At 69.2% G+C, this 14,231-nt stretch carries 17 protein-coding genes; 3 read left to right on the top strand and 14 right to left on the bottom strand.

Annotated features, from left to right (window positions below):
• Window positions 1–34: 34 nt before the first annotated feature.
• Window positions 35–628, bottom strand: a complete 594-nt coding sequence (locus G6N53_RS17760; RefSeq protein ID WP_163890541.1) for a TIGR02234 family membrane protein — start codon at window positions 626–628, stop codon at window positions 35–37.
• On the bottom strand, window positions 625–2,148 hold the full coding sequence (locus G6N53_RS17755; RefSeq protein ID WP_163890539.1) for an anthranilate synthase component I: 1,524 nt from the start codon (window positions 2,146–2,148) through the stop codon (window positions 625–627). Before G6N53_RS17755 ends, G6N53_RS17760 begins: the two co-directional genes overlap by 4 nt.
• A gap of 32 nt (window positions 2,149–2,180) precedes the next feature.
• Between G6N53_RS17755 and G6N53_RS17750 the strand changes: the two genes are divergently transcribed.
• A complete protein-coding gene (locus tag G6N53_RS17750; RefSeq protein ID WP_163890537.1) occupies window positions 2,181–2,654 on the top strand; it encodes a peroxiredoxin in 474 nt (157 codons plus the stop codon).
• Here the strand turns inward: G6N53_RS17750 and hisI are convergent.
• Genes hisI through hisD form a run of 8 tightly spaced genes read right to left on the bottom strand, consistent with a single transcriptional unit; the run spans window position 2,642 to window position 9,090 of the window.
• On the bottom strand, window positions 2,642–2,998 hold the full coding sequence (gene hisI, locus G6N53_RS17745; RefSeq protein WP_163890535.1) for a phosphoribosyl-AMP cyclohydrolase: 357 nt from the start codon (window positions 2,996–2,998) through the stop codon (window positions 2,642–2,644). The two genes, G6N53_RS17750 and hisI, sit on opposite strands and share 13 nt — an antisense overlap.
• Window positions 2,995–3,789 carry an imidazole glycerol phosphate synthase subunit HisF gene (hisF, locus tag G6N53_RS17740; RefSeq protein ID WP_163890533.1) on the bottom strand — a complete coding sequence of 265 codons (795 nt, stop codon included), beginning with the start codon at window positions 3,787–3,789 and terminating at the stop codon, window positions 2,995–2,997. Before hisF ends, hisI begins: the two co-directional genes overlap by 4 nt.
• Window positions 3,786–4,595: an inositol monophosphatase family protein gene (locus G6N53_RS17735; protein WP_163890531.1), complete on the bottom strand. Its 810-nt coding sequence runs from the start codon at window positions 4,593–4,595 to the stop codon at window positions 3,786–3,788. Before G6N53_RS17735 ends, hisF begins: the two co-directional genes overlap by 4 nt.
• On the bottom strand, window positions 4,592–5,353 hold the full coding sequence (gene priA, locus G6N53_RS17730; protein WP_371870836.1) for a bifunctional 1-(5-phosphoribosyl)-5-((5-phosphoribosylamino)methylideneamino)imidazole-4-carboxamide isomerase/phosphoribosylanthranilate isomerase PriA: 762 nt from the start codon (window positions 5,351–5,353) through the stop codon (window positions 4,592–4,594). Before priA ends, G6N53_RS17735 begins: the two co-directional genes overlap by 4 nt.
• 5 nt (window positions 5,354–5,358) lie before the next feature.
• The gene (hisH, locus tag G6N53_RS17725) at window positions 5,359–5,979 is read right to left on the bottom strand and encodes an imidazole glycerol phosphate synthase subunit HisH (RefSeq protein ID WP_163890529.1); all 621 of its coding nucleotides are present in this window, start codon (window positions 5,977–5,979) and stop codon (window positions 5,359–5,361) included.
• Window positions 5,976–6,608 (bottom strand): imidazoleglycerol-phosphate dehydratase HisB, encoded by a 633-nt coding sequence (gene hisB / locus G6N53_RS17720; protein ID WP_163890527.1) that lies wholly within the window; start codon window positions 6,606–6,608, stop codon window positions 5,976–5,978. Before hisB ends, hisH begins: the two co-directional genes overlap by 4 nt.
• Complete coding sequence (locus tag G6N53_RS17715; protein WP_163890525.1) at window positions 6,605–7,702, bottom strand: histidinol-phosphate transaminase; 1,098 nt, start codon at window positions 7,700–7,702, stop codon at window positions 6,605–6,607. Before G6N53_RS17715 ends, hisB begins: the two co-directional genes overlap by 4 nt.
• Window positions 7,702–9,090: a histidinol dehydrogenase gene (hisD, locus tag G6N53_RS17710; RefSeq protein WP_205390410.1), complete on the bottom strand. Its 1,389-nt coding sequence runs from the start codon at window positions 9,088–9,090 to the stop codon at window positions 7,702–7,704. Before hisD ends, G6N53_RS17715 begins: the two co-directional genes overlap by 1 nt.
• Before the next feature lie 36 nt (window positions 9,091–9,126).
• On the opposite strand from hisD, the gene G6N53_RS17705 reads away from it, so the two are divergent.
• Together G6N53_RS17705 and G6N53_RS17700 are read left to right on the top strand one after the other, a co-directional pair.
• A complete protein-coding gene (locus G6N53_RS17705) occupies window positions 9,127–9,549 on the top strand; it encodes a nitroreductase family deazaflavin-dependent oxidoreductase (protein ID WP_163890521.1) in 423 nt (140 codons plus the stop codon).
• 23 nt (window positions 9,550–9,572) lie between these two features.
• Entirely contained in the window at window positions 9,573–10,211 is a 639-nt protein-coding gene (locus G6N53_RS17700) for a LysE family transporter (RefSeq protein WP_163890519.1), read from the top strand.
• Between the two features lie 28 nt (window positions 10,212–10,239).
• On the opposite strand, the gene G6N53_RS17695 is transcribed toward G6N53_RS17700, so the two are convergent.
• From G6N53_RS17695 to nadA, 4 genes are read right to left on the bottom strand one after another with little or no spacing between them, the layout of a single operon-like run.
• Entirely contained in the window at window positions 10,240–10,716 is a 477-nt protein-coding gene (locus G6N53_RS17695; RefSeq protein WP_163890517.1) for a hypothetical protein, read from the bottom strand.
• A 1-nt stretch (window position 10,717) separates the two neighbouring features.
• Complete coding sequence (gene nadC / locus G6N53_RS17690) at window positions 10,718–11,575, bottom strand: carboxylating nicotinate-nucleotide diphosphorylase (RefSeq protein ID WP_163890515.1); 858 nt, start codon at window positions 11,573–11,575, stop codon at window positions 10,718–10,720.
• On the bottom strand, window positions 11,575–13,152 hold the full coding sequence (locus tag G6N53_RS17685) for an L-aspartate oxidase (protein ID WP_163890513.1): 1,578 nt from the start codon (window positions 13,150–13,152) through the stop codon (window positions 11,575–11,577). The genes nadC and G6N53_RS17685 overlap by 1 nt, the downstream gene beginning before the upstream one ends.
• Window positions 13,149–14,159 (bottom strand): quinolinate synthase NadA, encoded by a 1,011-nt coding sequence (gene nadA, locus G6N53_RS17680; protein ID WP_237166760.1) that lies wholly within the window; start codon window positions 14,157–14,159, stop codon window positions 13,149–13,151. Before nadA ends, G6N53_RS17685 begins: the two co-directional genes overlap by 4 nt.
• Window positions 14,160–14,231: the final 72 nt, after the last annotated feature.

The raw sequence follows: 14,231 nt of genomic DNA, 5'->3' as shown, positions 1-14,231 counted from the left end.
TAACGAAGGGTAGTCGCCACCACGCCACTGTCGATCACCGCCCCTTGTTGTCCGGATCAGCCGGGTCCCGGGTCGGATCGGAGCCCTCGTCGAGGGCGTCCCAGAGCATCCGCTCCGACATCGCAGCCGCCGGCTCATCGGCCCGGGCGGCCGGACGGCGCGTGTAACGCGCCGGCTCGGTTCGCGCCCCGGACGCCGACCGCATGAGCAGCACGGATCCGAGGAGCGACAGCGCCCCGGCGACCAGCGTCACGACGGCACCGCCGTAGTGCCGCTGGGTGCCGAGAAGGTCCGCCACCGGCACCTCCGCCAGCTGAGCGGCACGAACCGCCACGTCGGCGACGACCCACAGGCTGATCGCCAGATAGCCCATTCCGGCGCTGGCCGCCGCCACCAACACCGCCAGCACCCGCAACGGCCACCCGCGGACGGCCAGCGCGGCCACCCCGGCCGCGGCGACCAGCAGGGCCAGCGGGATCAGCGCCGTGGACCACACCGCCCCGGACAGATCGGCGGTTCTGGGATGCCCGAGACCGTCGAACGAGGTGATCTGGACCCACGTCAGCCGCGACGCCACCCACAGGCCCACCGCGGCGAGCACCAGGGACAGCTGCGCGACCCGGATCACGGCTCGCTCAGCGTCTCGGCGGCGGCGATCGCACTGAGCACCGCGCGCGCCTTGTTGGCAGCCTCGGTGTATTCGTAGGGACCGTTGGAATCGGCGACGACACCACCGCCGGCCTGCACGTAGGCCGTGCCGTCACGCATCAGTGCGGTGCGGATCGCGATCGCGAAGTCGGCGTTGCCGGCGAAGTCGAGGTAGCCCAGTACGCCGCCGTAGAGGCCGCGACGGGTCTTCTCGACCTCCTCGATGAGTTCCATCGCCCGCACCTTGGGCGCGCCTGACAGCGTGCCGGCCGGGAAACACGCCGTCACGGCGTCCAAGGCGGTCCTGCCGTCGGCGAGCAGCCCGGTCACCGTCGACACCAGGTGCATCACGTGGCTGTAGCGCTCGATGTGGCTGTAGTCCTCCACCCGCACCGTCCCGGGCGTGCAGACCCGTCCCAGATCGTTGCGGCCGAGGTCGACGAGCATCAGGTGCTCGGCGCGCTCCTTCTCGTCGGACAGCAGCTCCTTCTCCAGCAGCAGGTCCTCCTCCTCGCTGTCCCCGCGCCACCGGGTACCGGCGATCGGATGGGTCGTCGCGCGCCCTTCCTTGACGGTGACGAGCGCCTCGGGACTCGACCCGACGATCGAGAAGTCCAGTCCCCCATCATGATCGGGAACGTTGAGCAGGTACATGTACGGGCTGGGGTTGGTGACCCGAAGCATCCGGTAGACATCGAGAGGATCCGCGGGAGTCGTCATCTCGAACCGCTGTGACGGCACCACCTGAAAGGCTTCGCCTGCCTCGATGTCGCCGACGAGCTTGTCGACGATCTCGGTGTACTCCTCGACGGTGCGTTGCGAGCGATGTTGCGGCGCGGGCCTGCTGAACGTGGCCACCGTCGATTTGAGCGGTTCGGCCAGCGCGGCGGTCATCACCTCGAGCCGGGCCACCGCGTCGTCGTAGGCCCAGTCGACGCGTTCGTCGGTGCCGTTCCAGTTGACGGCGTTGGCGATCAGCGTGATCGTGCCCTCGTGGTGGTCGACCGCGGCGACGTCGGTTGCCAGCAGCAGCAACATGTCGGGCAGGCCCAGGTCATCGACGGTCAGCTCGGGGAGTCGCTCGAGCCGGCGCACCAGGTCGTAGGCGAAGAAGCCGACCAGGCCGGACGACAACGGCGGCAGTCCGGGCAGCGCCGCGGTCTCCAGCAGCGTCAGCGTCTGGCGCAGCGCATCCAGCGGATCGCCTCCCGAGGGCGCGTCCTTCGGGGTGACACCCAGCCACGCTGCCTCGCCGTCGCGGACGGTCAGCGCCGACGGGGCGCCGGCACCGATGAAAGACCAGCGCGACCACGACCGACCGTTCTCCGCCGACTCGAGCAGGAACGTCCCGGGACGGTTCGCAGCGAGCTTGCGGTAGGCCGACAGCGGTGTCTCGCTGTCGGCGAGCACCTTGCGCGTCACCGGGACCACCCGGTGTTCGGCGGCCAGCGCTCGGAAGTCCTCACGCGAGGTCGTCACGAGGTGGGCGGTCGTCTGCACGGTGTCATCCTCCCAGACGTACGGTAGGAACCATGGACCGCATCAAGCAGGGTGACCAGGTGTCCGACTTCGAACTACCCGACCAGACAGGGACGACGAGGACGCTGACCGAACTGCTGGCGAGCGGACCGATCGTGTTGTTCTTCTATCCTGCGGCGATGACGCCGGGATGCACCAAGGAGGCCTGCCACTTCCGCGACCTGGCGGCCGAGTTCGCCGCGGTGGGCGCCAGCCGGGTGGGCATCAGCGCCGACGCCGTCGACAAGCAGGCCAAGTTCGCCGAGCAGCAGAGCTTCGACTACCCGCTGCTGTCGGACACCGACGGGGTGGTGGCCACGCAGTTCGGGGTGAAACGGGGCCTGCTGGGCAAGCTGATGCCGGTGAAGCGCACCACGTTCGTCATCGACACCGACCGCACCGTGCTCGCGGTCATCGCCAGCGAGTTCAGCATGGACACCCACGCCGACAAGGCGCTCGAGGTGCTGCGGCAGCGTCAGTCCGCCTGATCCTGCGGCCCCAGCAGCAGATCCGCGTCGAAGCAGGTGTGGTCACCGGTGTGGCAGGCGCCGCCGACCTGATCCACCTCGAGCAACACAGTGTCTCCGTCGCAGTCCAGCCGCGCCGAGTGCACATGCTGGGTGTGACCTGACGTCGCGCCCTTGATCCACTGTTCTCCGCGGGACCGCGAAAAGTAGGTGGCCTCGCGGGTTTCCAGCGTGCGGGCCAGCGCGTCATCGTCCATCCACGCCACCATCAGCACCTGACCGGTGCCGCGCTCCTGCACCACCGCGGTGAACAGGCCATCGGCGGTGCGCTTGAGCCGCTTCGAGACTGCCGGGTCCAGAGTCACCGCACCACGATCCCTTCCGCCGCCATCGCCGCCTTCACCTGGCCGATGGTCAGTTCCCGGAAGTGGAACACGCTGGCGGCCAGCACGGCGTCGGCACCTGCAACAACAGCGGGTGCAAAATGTTCCACCGCGCCGGCTCCGCCGCTGGCGATCACCGGAACCGACACCGCCCCGCGCACCGCACGCAGCATCTTCAGGTCGAAACCGGCCTTGGTGCCATCGAAGTCCATCGAGTTGAGCAGGATCTCGCCGACGCCGAGTTCGGCGCCACGCGCCGCCCATTCGATCGCGTCGATGCCGGTGCCGCGGCGCCCCCCGTGGGTGGTCACCTCCCAGCCCGACGTTGTGGGCACCGCGCCCTTCTGGTCCATCGGGACCGTGCGGGCGTCCACCGACAGCACGATGCACTGCGAGCCGAACTGCCGGGAGAGCTCCGACAACAACTCCGGCCGCGCGATCGCCGCGGTGTTGACGGCGACCTTGTCGGCCCCGGCCCGCAGCAGGACATCGACGTCTTCGACCGCTCTGACCCCACCCCCGACGGTGAGGGGGATGAACACCTGCTCGGCGGTGCGTCTGACCACCTCGAGCATGGTGGCCCGGCCCGACGAGGAGGCCGTCACGTCGAGGAACGTCAACTCGTCGGCGCCCTCGGCGTCGTAGGCGGCAGCGAGCTCGACGGGATCACCTGCATCACGCAAGTTTTCGAAGTTGACTCCCTTGACCACACGTCCGTCGTCGACGTCGAGGCACGGAATCACCCGGGTGGCAACGTCACTGGCGGCCCTCACGCGTAGTCCTCCGGCTCCCCGACGGCTCGCACGATCTCCAGCATCTGCTCGTGCACGCCCGGCGCGGCCATCAGCGCCGATGGCGAGGACACCGTCCACGGCCGGCCGGCGAGGTCGGTGACGACACCGCCGGCGGCCCGCACCAGCGCCACCCCGGCGGCGTGGTCCCAGACGTGATGGCCGAAACTGATTGCACCGCCAAGGACGCCGGCCGCGACGTAGGCCAGGTCGATTCCCGTCGCGCCGTGCATCCGCAGTCGCGAGCACTCGCGGCTCAGCCCCTCCAGGACCGCCATCCGGTACCGGCCCGGGTAACGACCGCGCGAGTCGATGTTGAAGGTGCCGATGGCCACCACCGAGTCCGAAAGTTCCGAAGGCGCAAGCGACTGCAGCACCTCGCCGTTGCAGCGCACCGGTTCCCCGACCATGGCGGTGTAGCGCTGCGAGGTGAACGGCAACCAGGTCAGCCCCAACACCGGCTCGCCGTCGGCGAGCAGACCCAACAGCATCGCCGCCGTCGGCAGCCCGGCTGCGTAGTTGAACGTCCCGTCGATCGGGTCGAGCACCCACACCAACTCCGAATCCAGCGGTTCACCGCCGAACTCCTCGCCGTGCACCCCGATGCCGGTCAACCGGGTCAGCTCGGCAACCACCCGGCGTTCGATGGCGAGATCCACCTCGGTGGCGAAGTCGTTGCCCTTCTTGGCGACGGCGGAGTCGGCGCGGTGGCCCGCGATGAACTGCGTCGACGCGGCATCGAGCACCTCGGCCGCAGTGGCGAGCAGCGGGGCCAGGTCCACGGTCACGTGTTGACCGCGGCCAGCGCCTGCGGCAACGTGAATCTTCCTGCGTACAGGGCCTTCCCGACGATGGCGCCCTCCACTCCGCGGCCGGTTAGGGTGGCGATCGCGCGCAGATCGTCCAAGCTCGACACCCCGCCGGAGGCGATGACGGGCGCGTCGGTGCGCTCGGTGACCTTGGCCAGCAGGTCCAGATTCGGTCCGTTCAACGTGCCGTCCTTGGTGACATCGGTGACGACGAAGCGTGAACATCCCTCGCGGTCAAGACGTTCCAGCACCGGCCACAGATCGCCGCCGTCGGTCTCCCAGCCACGACCACGCAGCCGGTGCTCCCCTGCTGCGATCTTGACATCGAGCCCGACCGCCACGCGTTCGCCGTGCTCTGCGACGACCTTGGCACACCACTGCGGGTTCTCCAGCGCCGCCGTACCCAGGTTGACGCGCGCGCAACCGGTGGCCAGCGCCGCCGCCAGCGACTCGTCGTCGCGGATACCCCCGGACAGCTCGACCGCCACGTCCAGCCTGCCGACCACCTCGGCGAGCAGCTCGCGGTTGGACCCCCGGCCGAACGCAGCGTCGAGGTCCACCAGGTGGATCCACTCGGCGCCGTCGCGCTGCCAGGTCATCGCGGCGTCGAGCGCCGAGCCGTACTCGGTCTCACTGCCGGCCTGGCCCTGCACCAGACGCACCGCACGTCCGTCGACCACGTCGACGGCGGGCAGCAGGATCAGCGTGGGGGTGGTCGCATTCACCGTGGCGTTCACGCTGGTCAATTTAGCGCCTTCATCCAGTTCGACAGCAGATGGGCACCGGCGTCACCGCTCTTCTCGGGGTGGAACTGGGTGGCCGACAACGGGCCGTTCTCGACCGCAGCCAGGAACGACACCTCGTGGGTCGCCCAGGTCAGCAGCGCGTCGGGATCGCCTTCCCACAGCTGCGCGGCGTAGGAATGCACGAAGTAGAAGCGGGTGTCGGCGTCCATCCCGTCGAACAGCACACTGCCGGTGGGGGCATCGACGACGTTCCATCCCATGTGCGGGATCACCGGGGCGTCGAGCCGGACGACCGCGCCGGGCCACTGTCCGCAGCCGGTGGTCTCGATGCCGAACTCGACGCCGCGCGCGAACAGGATCTGCATGCCGACGCACACCCCGAGCACCGGGCGTCCGGCTGCCAGGCGGTCGGCGATGATCTTCTCGCCGCCGATCTTGCGCAGCCCCGTCATGCACGACTCGAAGGCTCCCACGCCGGGCACCACGAGGGCGTCGGCGTCCATCGCCGCCGACGGGTCGGCGGACACCTCGACGTCGGCACCGACACGCTGCAACGCCCGTTGCGCCGAACGCAGGTTGCCCGATCCGTAGTCCAGTACGACGAGTTTTTTTGTCACAGCGTGCCTTTGGTCGATGGCACACCCGAAACGCGGGCGTCGTACTCGACCGCCTGGCGTAGCGCGCGGGCCACCGCCTTGTACTGGGCCTCGGTGATGTGGTGCGGGTCGCGTCCGTACAGCGTTCGCACGTGCAGCGCGATCCGTGCGTTGAAGGCCAGCGATTCGAACACGTGCCGGTTCACCACGGTGTGATACGGCGCGCTGGATCCGGCGATGGTGAACTCCACCATGTACTCCGGTTCACCGGTGTGCACGAAGTAGGGCCGCCCGGAGACGTCGACGGCGGCGTGAGCCAGCGTCTCGTCCATCGGGATGAACGCGTCGCCGAAGCGGCGAATCCCCGTCTTGTCGCCCAAGGCCTGCCCGAGGGCCTGACCCAGCACGATGGCGGTGTCCTCGATGGTGTGGTGGCCCTCGATCTCGATGTCACCGACGGCCTTGATCATCAGGTCGAAGCTGGCGTGGCTGCCCAGCGACGTGAGCATGTGGTCGAAGAACGGCACCCCGGTCTCGACGCTGACCTTGCCGGTGCCGTCGAGGTCGAGTTCGACGACGATGTCGGATTCTCTGGTCTTGCGTTCGACCCTGGCGCGACGGGTGGCGCGGACGGGTTCGGGGTGTGTCACGGTGCTCCTATTCGGGCGCTGGCGGCCAGCAGCGCGTCGTTCTCGTGGGCCAGACCGATGGTGGTGCGCAGGTATCCGGGGATCCCGACGTCGCGGATCAGCACGCCGTCGTCGAGGTAACGCTGCCAGGTGGCGGGTGCGTCGGCGAACTCGCCGAACAGCACGAAGTTCGCGTCGCTTGGGATCACCCGGAAACCCATGGCGGTCAACGCCTCCGACACCCGGTGGCGTTCGGCGATCAGCGTCGCGACGCTTCCCAGCGTGTCGTCGGCGTGGCGCAGCGCCGCGCGGGCCGCGGCCTGGGTCACCGACGACAGGTGGTAGGGCAACCGCACCAGCAGCATCGCGTCGATGACGGCCGGCGCCGCGATCAGGTACCCGAGCCGGCCCCCGGCGAAGGCGAACGCCTTGCTCATGGTGCGGGTGACGACGAGCCTGGCCGGATATTCGTCGAGGAGGCCGACGGCGCTGGGCTGGGAGGAGAACTCGCCGTAGGCCTCGTCGACGATCATGACGCCGCCGTTCATGGCGTCGAGCAGTTGGCGCAGATCATCGGTGGAGACGCTCTGCCCCGACGGGTTGTTGGGACTGGCGACGAACACGATGTCGGGGTTGTGCTCCTTGATCGCCCGCGCGGCCACTCCGGGATCGAGGCTGAAATGGTCGCCGCGGTGGGCCACCAGCCAGGCAGTCTGAGTGCCGTCGGAGATGATCGGGTGCATCGAGTAGGACGGCACGAAGCCGATCGCGCTGCGGCCCGGACCTCCGAACGCCTGCAACAGCTGTTGCAGGATCTCGTTGGAACCGTTTGCCGCCCAAACATTCTCGACGCCCACCGCGGTCCCGGTCTGGGCACTGAGGTAGCCGGCGAGGTCGGTACGCAGCGCCACCGCATCGCGGTCGGGATAGCGGTGCAATTCGCCGGCGATCGCGCGGACCGAGTCGGCGACGTCGTCGATCAACGCCGGTGTCGGCGGGTGGGGGTTCTCGTTGGTGTTCAGCCGAACGGGGACGGCCAACTGCGGTGCGCCGTAGGGCGATTTGCCGCGTAGATCGTCGCGCAACGGCAGGTCGTCCAGCGTGATCTCGGCCATCACCGCTCGAACCTCCGCCGCACGGCCTCACCGTGGCTGGGCAGGTTCTCGGCGTTGGCCAGGGTGACCACATGGCCTGCGACGTCCTTGAGCGCCGCCTCCGTGTAGTCCACGACGTGGATCCCACGCAGGAACGTCTGCACCGACAGACCGCTGGAGTGTCTGGCGCACCCGGCGGTGGGCAGCACGTGGTTGGACCCCGCGCAGTAGTCCCCCAGGCTCACCGGTGACCAGGCGCCGACAAAAATCGCTCCGGCGGAACGGATCCGGTTCGCGACGTCGGCTGCGTCGGCGGTCTGGATCTCCAGATGCTCGGCGGCGTAGGCATTGACGGTGCGTACCCCGCTGTCGATGTCGTCGACCAGAACCACCGCCGACTGCTGCCCGCTCAGCGCGACCGTCACCCGCTCGCGGTGCACGGTGGTCTCCAGCTGGCGGGCGAGCTCGGCGTCGGTGGCATCGGCCAGTTCGGTGCTGTCGGTGACCAGAACGCTGGCGGCCATCTCGTCGTGCTCGGCCTGACTGATCAGATCCGCCGCGACGTGCACCGGGTCGGCGGTGTGGTCGGCCAGTATCGCGATCTCGGTCGGGCCGGCTTCGGCATCGATGCCGACCTGCGACCGGCAGATCCGCTTGGCCGCGGTGACGTAGATGTTGCCGGGTCCGGTGATCATGTCCACTGGGGCGAGCTCGGTGCCATTTCCCGGCGCTCCGCTTGCCCCGCTGACGCCGTCGGTGTCGGTGCCGCCGTAGGCGAGCAGCGCGACGGCTTGCGCGCCACCGACCGCCCACACCTCCTCGACCCCGAGCAGCGCGGCGGCCGCCAGGATCGTCGGGTGCGGCAGACCTTCGAAGGATCCGGTATTCGCCGCCTGTGGCGGGCTGGCGATCACCAGCGACTCCACCCCGGCCGTCTGCGCGGGCACCACGTTCATCACGACGCTGGACGGATAGACGGCGTTTCCGCCGGGAACGTACAGACCGACCCGCTCGACGGGCACCCAACGTTCGGTCACGGTGGCCCCGGGCGCCAGCGTGGTGGTGGTGTCGGTGCGGCGCTGGTCGGCGTGCACTGCCCGGGCCCGGTGTATGGCCACCTCGAGCGCGGTCCGGACATCGGAGTCCAGCTCGGCCAGCGCCGCGGTGAGCTGCTCGGCGGGCACCCGGACCTGCGGGGGCCGGACCCCGTCGAAGGACGCACCGTATTCCAGGGCCGCCACGGCACCCCGCTGCACGACCGCATCGACGATGGGCCTGACCTTGGGAACGACGCTGTCGACGTCGACGCCGCCGCGTGGCAGGGCACCCCGGAGTCGGGCCACCGGCAGCGTGGTCCCACGCAGATCGATGCGCCGCATGAGCCCTGGGGATACATTCACGCTGACCATTGTCCCAGAGCAGCACAAATCGGTATCGGAGGCGTCATGTCCGATCGACCCACCAAGCGTGAGCACCCCAACAACGCACCGGGCGTACCAATGATCTTCCCGCCCTGGTTGGAGAACCTGCAGATCAAGTACATCAACCCGCTACTTCGACCGCTCTCCAGGCGGATGCCCGGCCTCGCTGTGATCAAGCACCGTGGCCGTACGTCAGGCAAGGACTACGAGACGATCGTCACGCCGTACCGAAAAGGACAGGTTCTGGCGATCGGTTTGGCGCATGGCAAGACCAACTGGGTCAAGAATGTGCTGGCCGCGGGCGAAGCAGACATCCAGATCGGCAAGAAGACCCTGCACCTGGTCGACCCGCGGGTGCTCCCTGCAGGCACTGTCGACCCTTCGCTGCCCCGGATCGCCCAGGGCCTTGCCAAACGCTCGGGGGTCTTCGTCGCCGAGATCGCTTGACTCCACCTGACACACTCCACGGCATGGCCTGGCAGATGTGGCTGGCGTTCTTCGGCGCCGCCATCGTGATCGCGGTGTCGCCGGGCGCCGGCGCCATCCAGTCGATGGCCACCGGCCTGACGCACGGAGTCAGGAGGGGGTACTGGAGCATCGTCGGCCTCGAAGCGGGGCTCATGCTCCAGCTGACGCTCGTCGCAGTCGGGTTGGGCGCAGCAGTGATGAATTCGATACTGGCCTTCACCGTCATCAAGTGGCTGGGTGTGGCATATCTGGCCTACCTGGCGGTCCGGCAGTGGCGCAGCGCCGCACTCGACCTCGACGCCCGGGTGCACCGAGCCGCCGACGGCGGGCGCACGTCGCTGCTGGCGCGAGGGTTTCTGGTGAATGCCACGAACCCGAAAGGGCTGCTGTTCTTTCTGGCGGTGATGCCGCAGTTCGTGGTGCCTACGGCGCCGCTGGTGCCCCAGTACCTCGCCATCGGGGTCACGATGGTCGCCGTCGACCTGGTCGTGATGGGGTGTTACGCCGCGCTGTCGGTGCGCCTGCTGGCGTGGCTACGAACTCCAAGGCAGCAGACGGCGCTCAATCGGGTGTTCTCCGGCCTGTTCGCGACGGCGGCCGTGGTGCTGGCGCTGCTGCGGCGGGGACCGGCCACTGCCTGATCGGCGGTTCGACCTTCTCGGCTGACCGCTACCGGCACAGCGCGTTGATGACAGCGCTGGTGGCCTCGGCATCCTCGAGTCGGCGGGATTGCGCCGGATCGGTGTTGGGCACCCCCGCGGTCGCGGCGGCGCCGATGTCCATCAGCTGGTTGCCGAACCGCCGGATCTGGTCGGCGAGTTCGTCGGGGGTGGCCGGGTCCAGACGGGCGAGCAGGTACTGGCCGCCGTCGTAGAGCGCCACCCGGGCGTTGGCGGCGACCGCGAGCGCACCGCCGATGTCGTCAGCGCCGCCCGGCGGCTCGAGGTTGGTGTTGGTCTGCACCCCCGCGCGGACGGTCTGGAAGGCCGCACAGATCGCAGTCTCGGCCTCGCTGCGCTGCGCGTCGGTGTAGTCCGGCCGCGTGTCGATGGGGCGCAGCAGCGCGACCGCTGCGACACCCAGGGACAGAAAGGCCAGCACCAAAGCCGTGTAGAGCAGGCCGCTCCGTGGCGACGGATCGGTCACGCTATAGATCCAACCCCAGGTCGAGCACCTGCACTGAGTGCGTGAGCGCCCCCACCGCGAGGTAGTCCACCCCTGTTCCCGCGTAGTCCGCGGCGTTCGGTAGCGACAGCCCGCCCGAGGACTCCAGTTTCGTGTCCGGGGATCGCGCAGCGCGCCGTTGCGCCGCGATCTGGGTCTGCCACACCGGGAAGTTGTCCAGCAGCACCAGCTCCACACCTTCGGCGAGCACTTCGTCGAGTTCTTCCAGCGAGTCGACCTCCACCTCACAGGGCAGATCCGGGGCAGCGGCGCGGACCTGGCGCAGGGCGGCCACCACCGACCCGGCCGCGGCCACATGGTTGTCCTTGATCAGCGCCGCGTCACCTAGCCCCATGCGGTGGTTGACGCCGCCGCCGACCCGCACCGCGTACTTCTGCAGGGCCCGCAGACCGGGCAGGGTCTTGCGGGTGTCCCTGATCTGGGCGCCCGTTCCGGATACCGCGTCCACCCACGCCGCGGTGGTGGTCGCGATACCGGACAGGTGACACACCAGGTTCAGCATCGTGCGCTCAGCGGTGAGCAGGCCTCGCGTCGGGGCGTGCACGGTCAGCGCCGCGCCGCCGGCGTCCAGCCGGGTACCGTCCGGCACCCGGTGTTTGACCCGGTAGCTGCCGGCGCCGAGCACTTCGTCGAACACCATCAGCGCCAGCTCCGAGCCTGCGATCACGCCCGGTTCCCTGGCCACCACCGACGCTGTGGTCCACGCGTCGGCAGGCACCGTGGCAACAGTGGTGACATCCGGCCCGTAGCGCAGGTCCTCCTCCAGCGCGCGGGTGATGACAGCGCGGGCCTCGGTGAGCTCGTCCTCGGTGAGCGCCATCAGCAACTCACCGCCGCCTGCGCGAGCCTGCCGACCGCACCGCCGCGCAGCACGCTGGACGCCTGCGCCGGATCGGTGTCGGGGAAATCCGAGCGGTGATGACAGCCACGCGATTCGGTACGGGCCGACGCCGCGGTGGCCACCGCCCCCGCGACGGCCGTCAGCGCTGCTTCTTCGAAGTCATTGCGCGACTTGATGACCCGCGGTGTGGCCGCCGCCAACAGGTCGAGCAACCGTCTCAACCCATCCCCGTTGCGGACGACGGAGGCGTGGCGGGTCATGGCCCGCTGCAGGTCGGCGCGGGCCACGACGGAGCGCACCGGCAGTTCCGGGGTCACCACCCGACCCACGCCGGCGACCTGAGCATGGCGGGCTGCGGCAGCACCGGCACGGCCGCCGACCACCAGGCCTTCGAGCAGGCTGTTGGACGCCAGTCGGTTGGCACCGTGCATCCCGGTGCGCGCCGCCTCGCCCGCGGCGAACAGTCCGGCGATCTCGGTGTGTCCGGAGACATCGGTCAGGACACCGCCGCAGCTGTAGTGGGCACCCGGAACGACCGGGATCGGTTGGCGCTCTGGGTCGATGCCGGCCGCCAGGCAGGCCGCGGTCACGGTGGGGAACCGCGTCGAGACGTCCGTGACATGGCGGGCATCGAGGTAAACGCACCGATCCCCGGACTCGGTCAGCCGGGTCTCGATCGCCGCCGCGACCACATCCCGGGGTGCCAGATCTCCCATCGGGTGCACCCCTTCGGTGATCGAATGTCCGCGGGCGTCTACCAGTTTCGCGCCTTCGCCGCGGAGCGCCTCGGTGATCAGGGGACGGCGGCCACTGCCGCGCCCGTCGAAGAGCATGGTCGGGTGGAATTGGATGAACTCGAGGTCACCGACAGCCAGGCCGGCGGACATCGCCAGCGCCACCCCGTCGCCGGTCGATCCCACCGGGTTGGTGGTCGCTTCATAGAGGTGCCCCAGTCCCCCGGTCGCGAGGATGACCGACGGGGCGTGGATGACGCCGGGGCCGTCGTCGCTGAGCACCAGCACCCCCGTCACGGCGCCCGACTCCACCAGTAGCTCCACGGCGACATGGTTCCTGCGGATGTCGAGGGTGGCCGCCGCGTTGTTCAGCGCGCGCTGCACCTCGGCTCCCGTCGCATCTCCTCCCGAGTGGATGATGCGTCGGCGGGAGTGCCCACCCTCTCGGGTCAACGCCCACCGACCCGGTGCCGATTCGTCGAAACATGCACCGTCCGAGACCAAGTCGGATACCGCACGGTGGCCGTCGGCGACGATCGAACGAACGGCTTCCGGATCGCAGAGCCCGCCGCCGGCGGCCAGGGTGTCGGCGACGTGGGCGTCGATGGAGTCACCGTTGCCGTAGCAGGCGTCGGGCAGCACGACGGCGATGCCGCCCTGGGCGTAGAACGTGGCGGTGTCACCGCCCTTGCTCAGCACCACCACCCTGCGCCCATGGCGATGCGCCGCCAGTGCGGCGGCGAGGCCCGCGACACCGGTGCCGATGACGACGACGTCGGCGCGCTGCCTCCACAGACCGGCCCCGCCGCACCCGGCGGTCATTCCCCGCCACCGCCGGGCTGACCGATCTCGATCATCCGCTGCACGCTCAGACGCGCGGCCGCCGCGACATCCACGTCCACGTCGACCTCGTCGGCGCCTTCCACCAGACACCGCAACAGCGCCGCCGGGGTGATCATCTTCATGTACTTGCACGAGGCCCGCTCGTTGACCGCCCGGAAATCGACGTCCGGCGCTGCCCGGCGCAGTTGGTGCAGCATCCCGACCTCGGTGGCCACCAGAACCTGACGGGCGCCCGTTTCCCGGGCCGCGTCGAGCATTCCGCCCGTGGACAGGATCTTGACCCGGTCCTGGGGGAAGGAGCCTTCGCCGGCAAGATAGAGCGCCGACGTGGCGCAACCACACTCCGGATGCACGAACAGTTCGGCGTCGGGATGGGTGCGGGCCTGATCGGCGAGTTCATCACCGTTGATGCCGGCGTGCACGTGACACTCACCCGCCCAGATGTGCAGGTTCTTCCGGCCGGTGACCCGACGCACGTGCGCGCCGAGGAACTGGTCGGGGCAGAACAGCACATCGCGGTCGGCCGGGATCGAGGCCACCACATCGACGGCGTTGGACGACGTGCAGCAGATGTCGGTCTCGGCCTTCACCGCGGCGGTGGTGTTGACATAGGAGACGACGACGGCGTCCGGATACTCGGCCTTCCACGCGCGCAGCTCGTCGGCGGTGATCGAGTCGGCCAGCGAGCAACCTGCCCGCTGGTCGGGAATCAGTACGGTTTTTGCCGGCGAGAGGATCTTCGCGGTCTCTGCCATGAAGTGCACTCCACAGAACACGATCGTGTCCTCGGGCGCCTCGGCGGCGATGCGCGACAGCGCCAGCGAGTCGCCGACGTGGTCGGCGACGTCCTGGATGGCAGGCAGCTGGTAGTTGTGCGCCAGCAGGGTGGCACCGCGAAGCTCCACGAGACGGCGCACCTCGGCGGCCCATTGCGCGTCGCCGTCGACGCCGGAGAAACCCCCCGGCCCGTCGACGATCTGGCTCATCAGATGGTCAGCGGACAACTGTTCGGTCACCGTCATCGTCGCCTCCTTCACTTCGCCGAGGTTTTCGACTTA

Source organism: Mycolicibacterium hippocampi (assembly GCF_010723735.1).
Lineage (GTDB): Bacteria > Actinomycetota > Actinomycetes > Mycobacteriales > Mycobacteriaceae > Mycobacterium > Mycobacterium hippocampi.
Note: the sequence above shows the minus strand (reverse complement) of the source record. Positions and strands in the feature narration are given on the sequence as shown.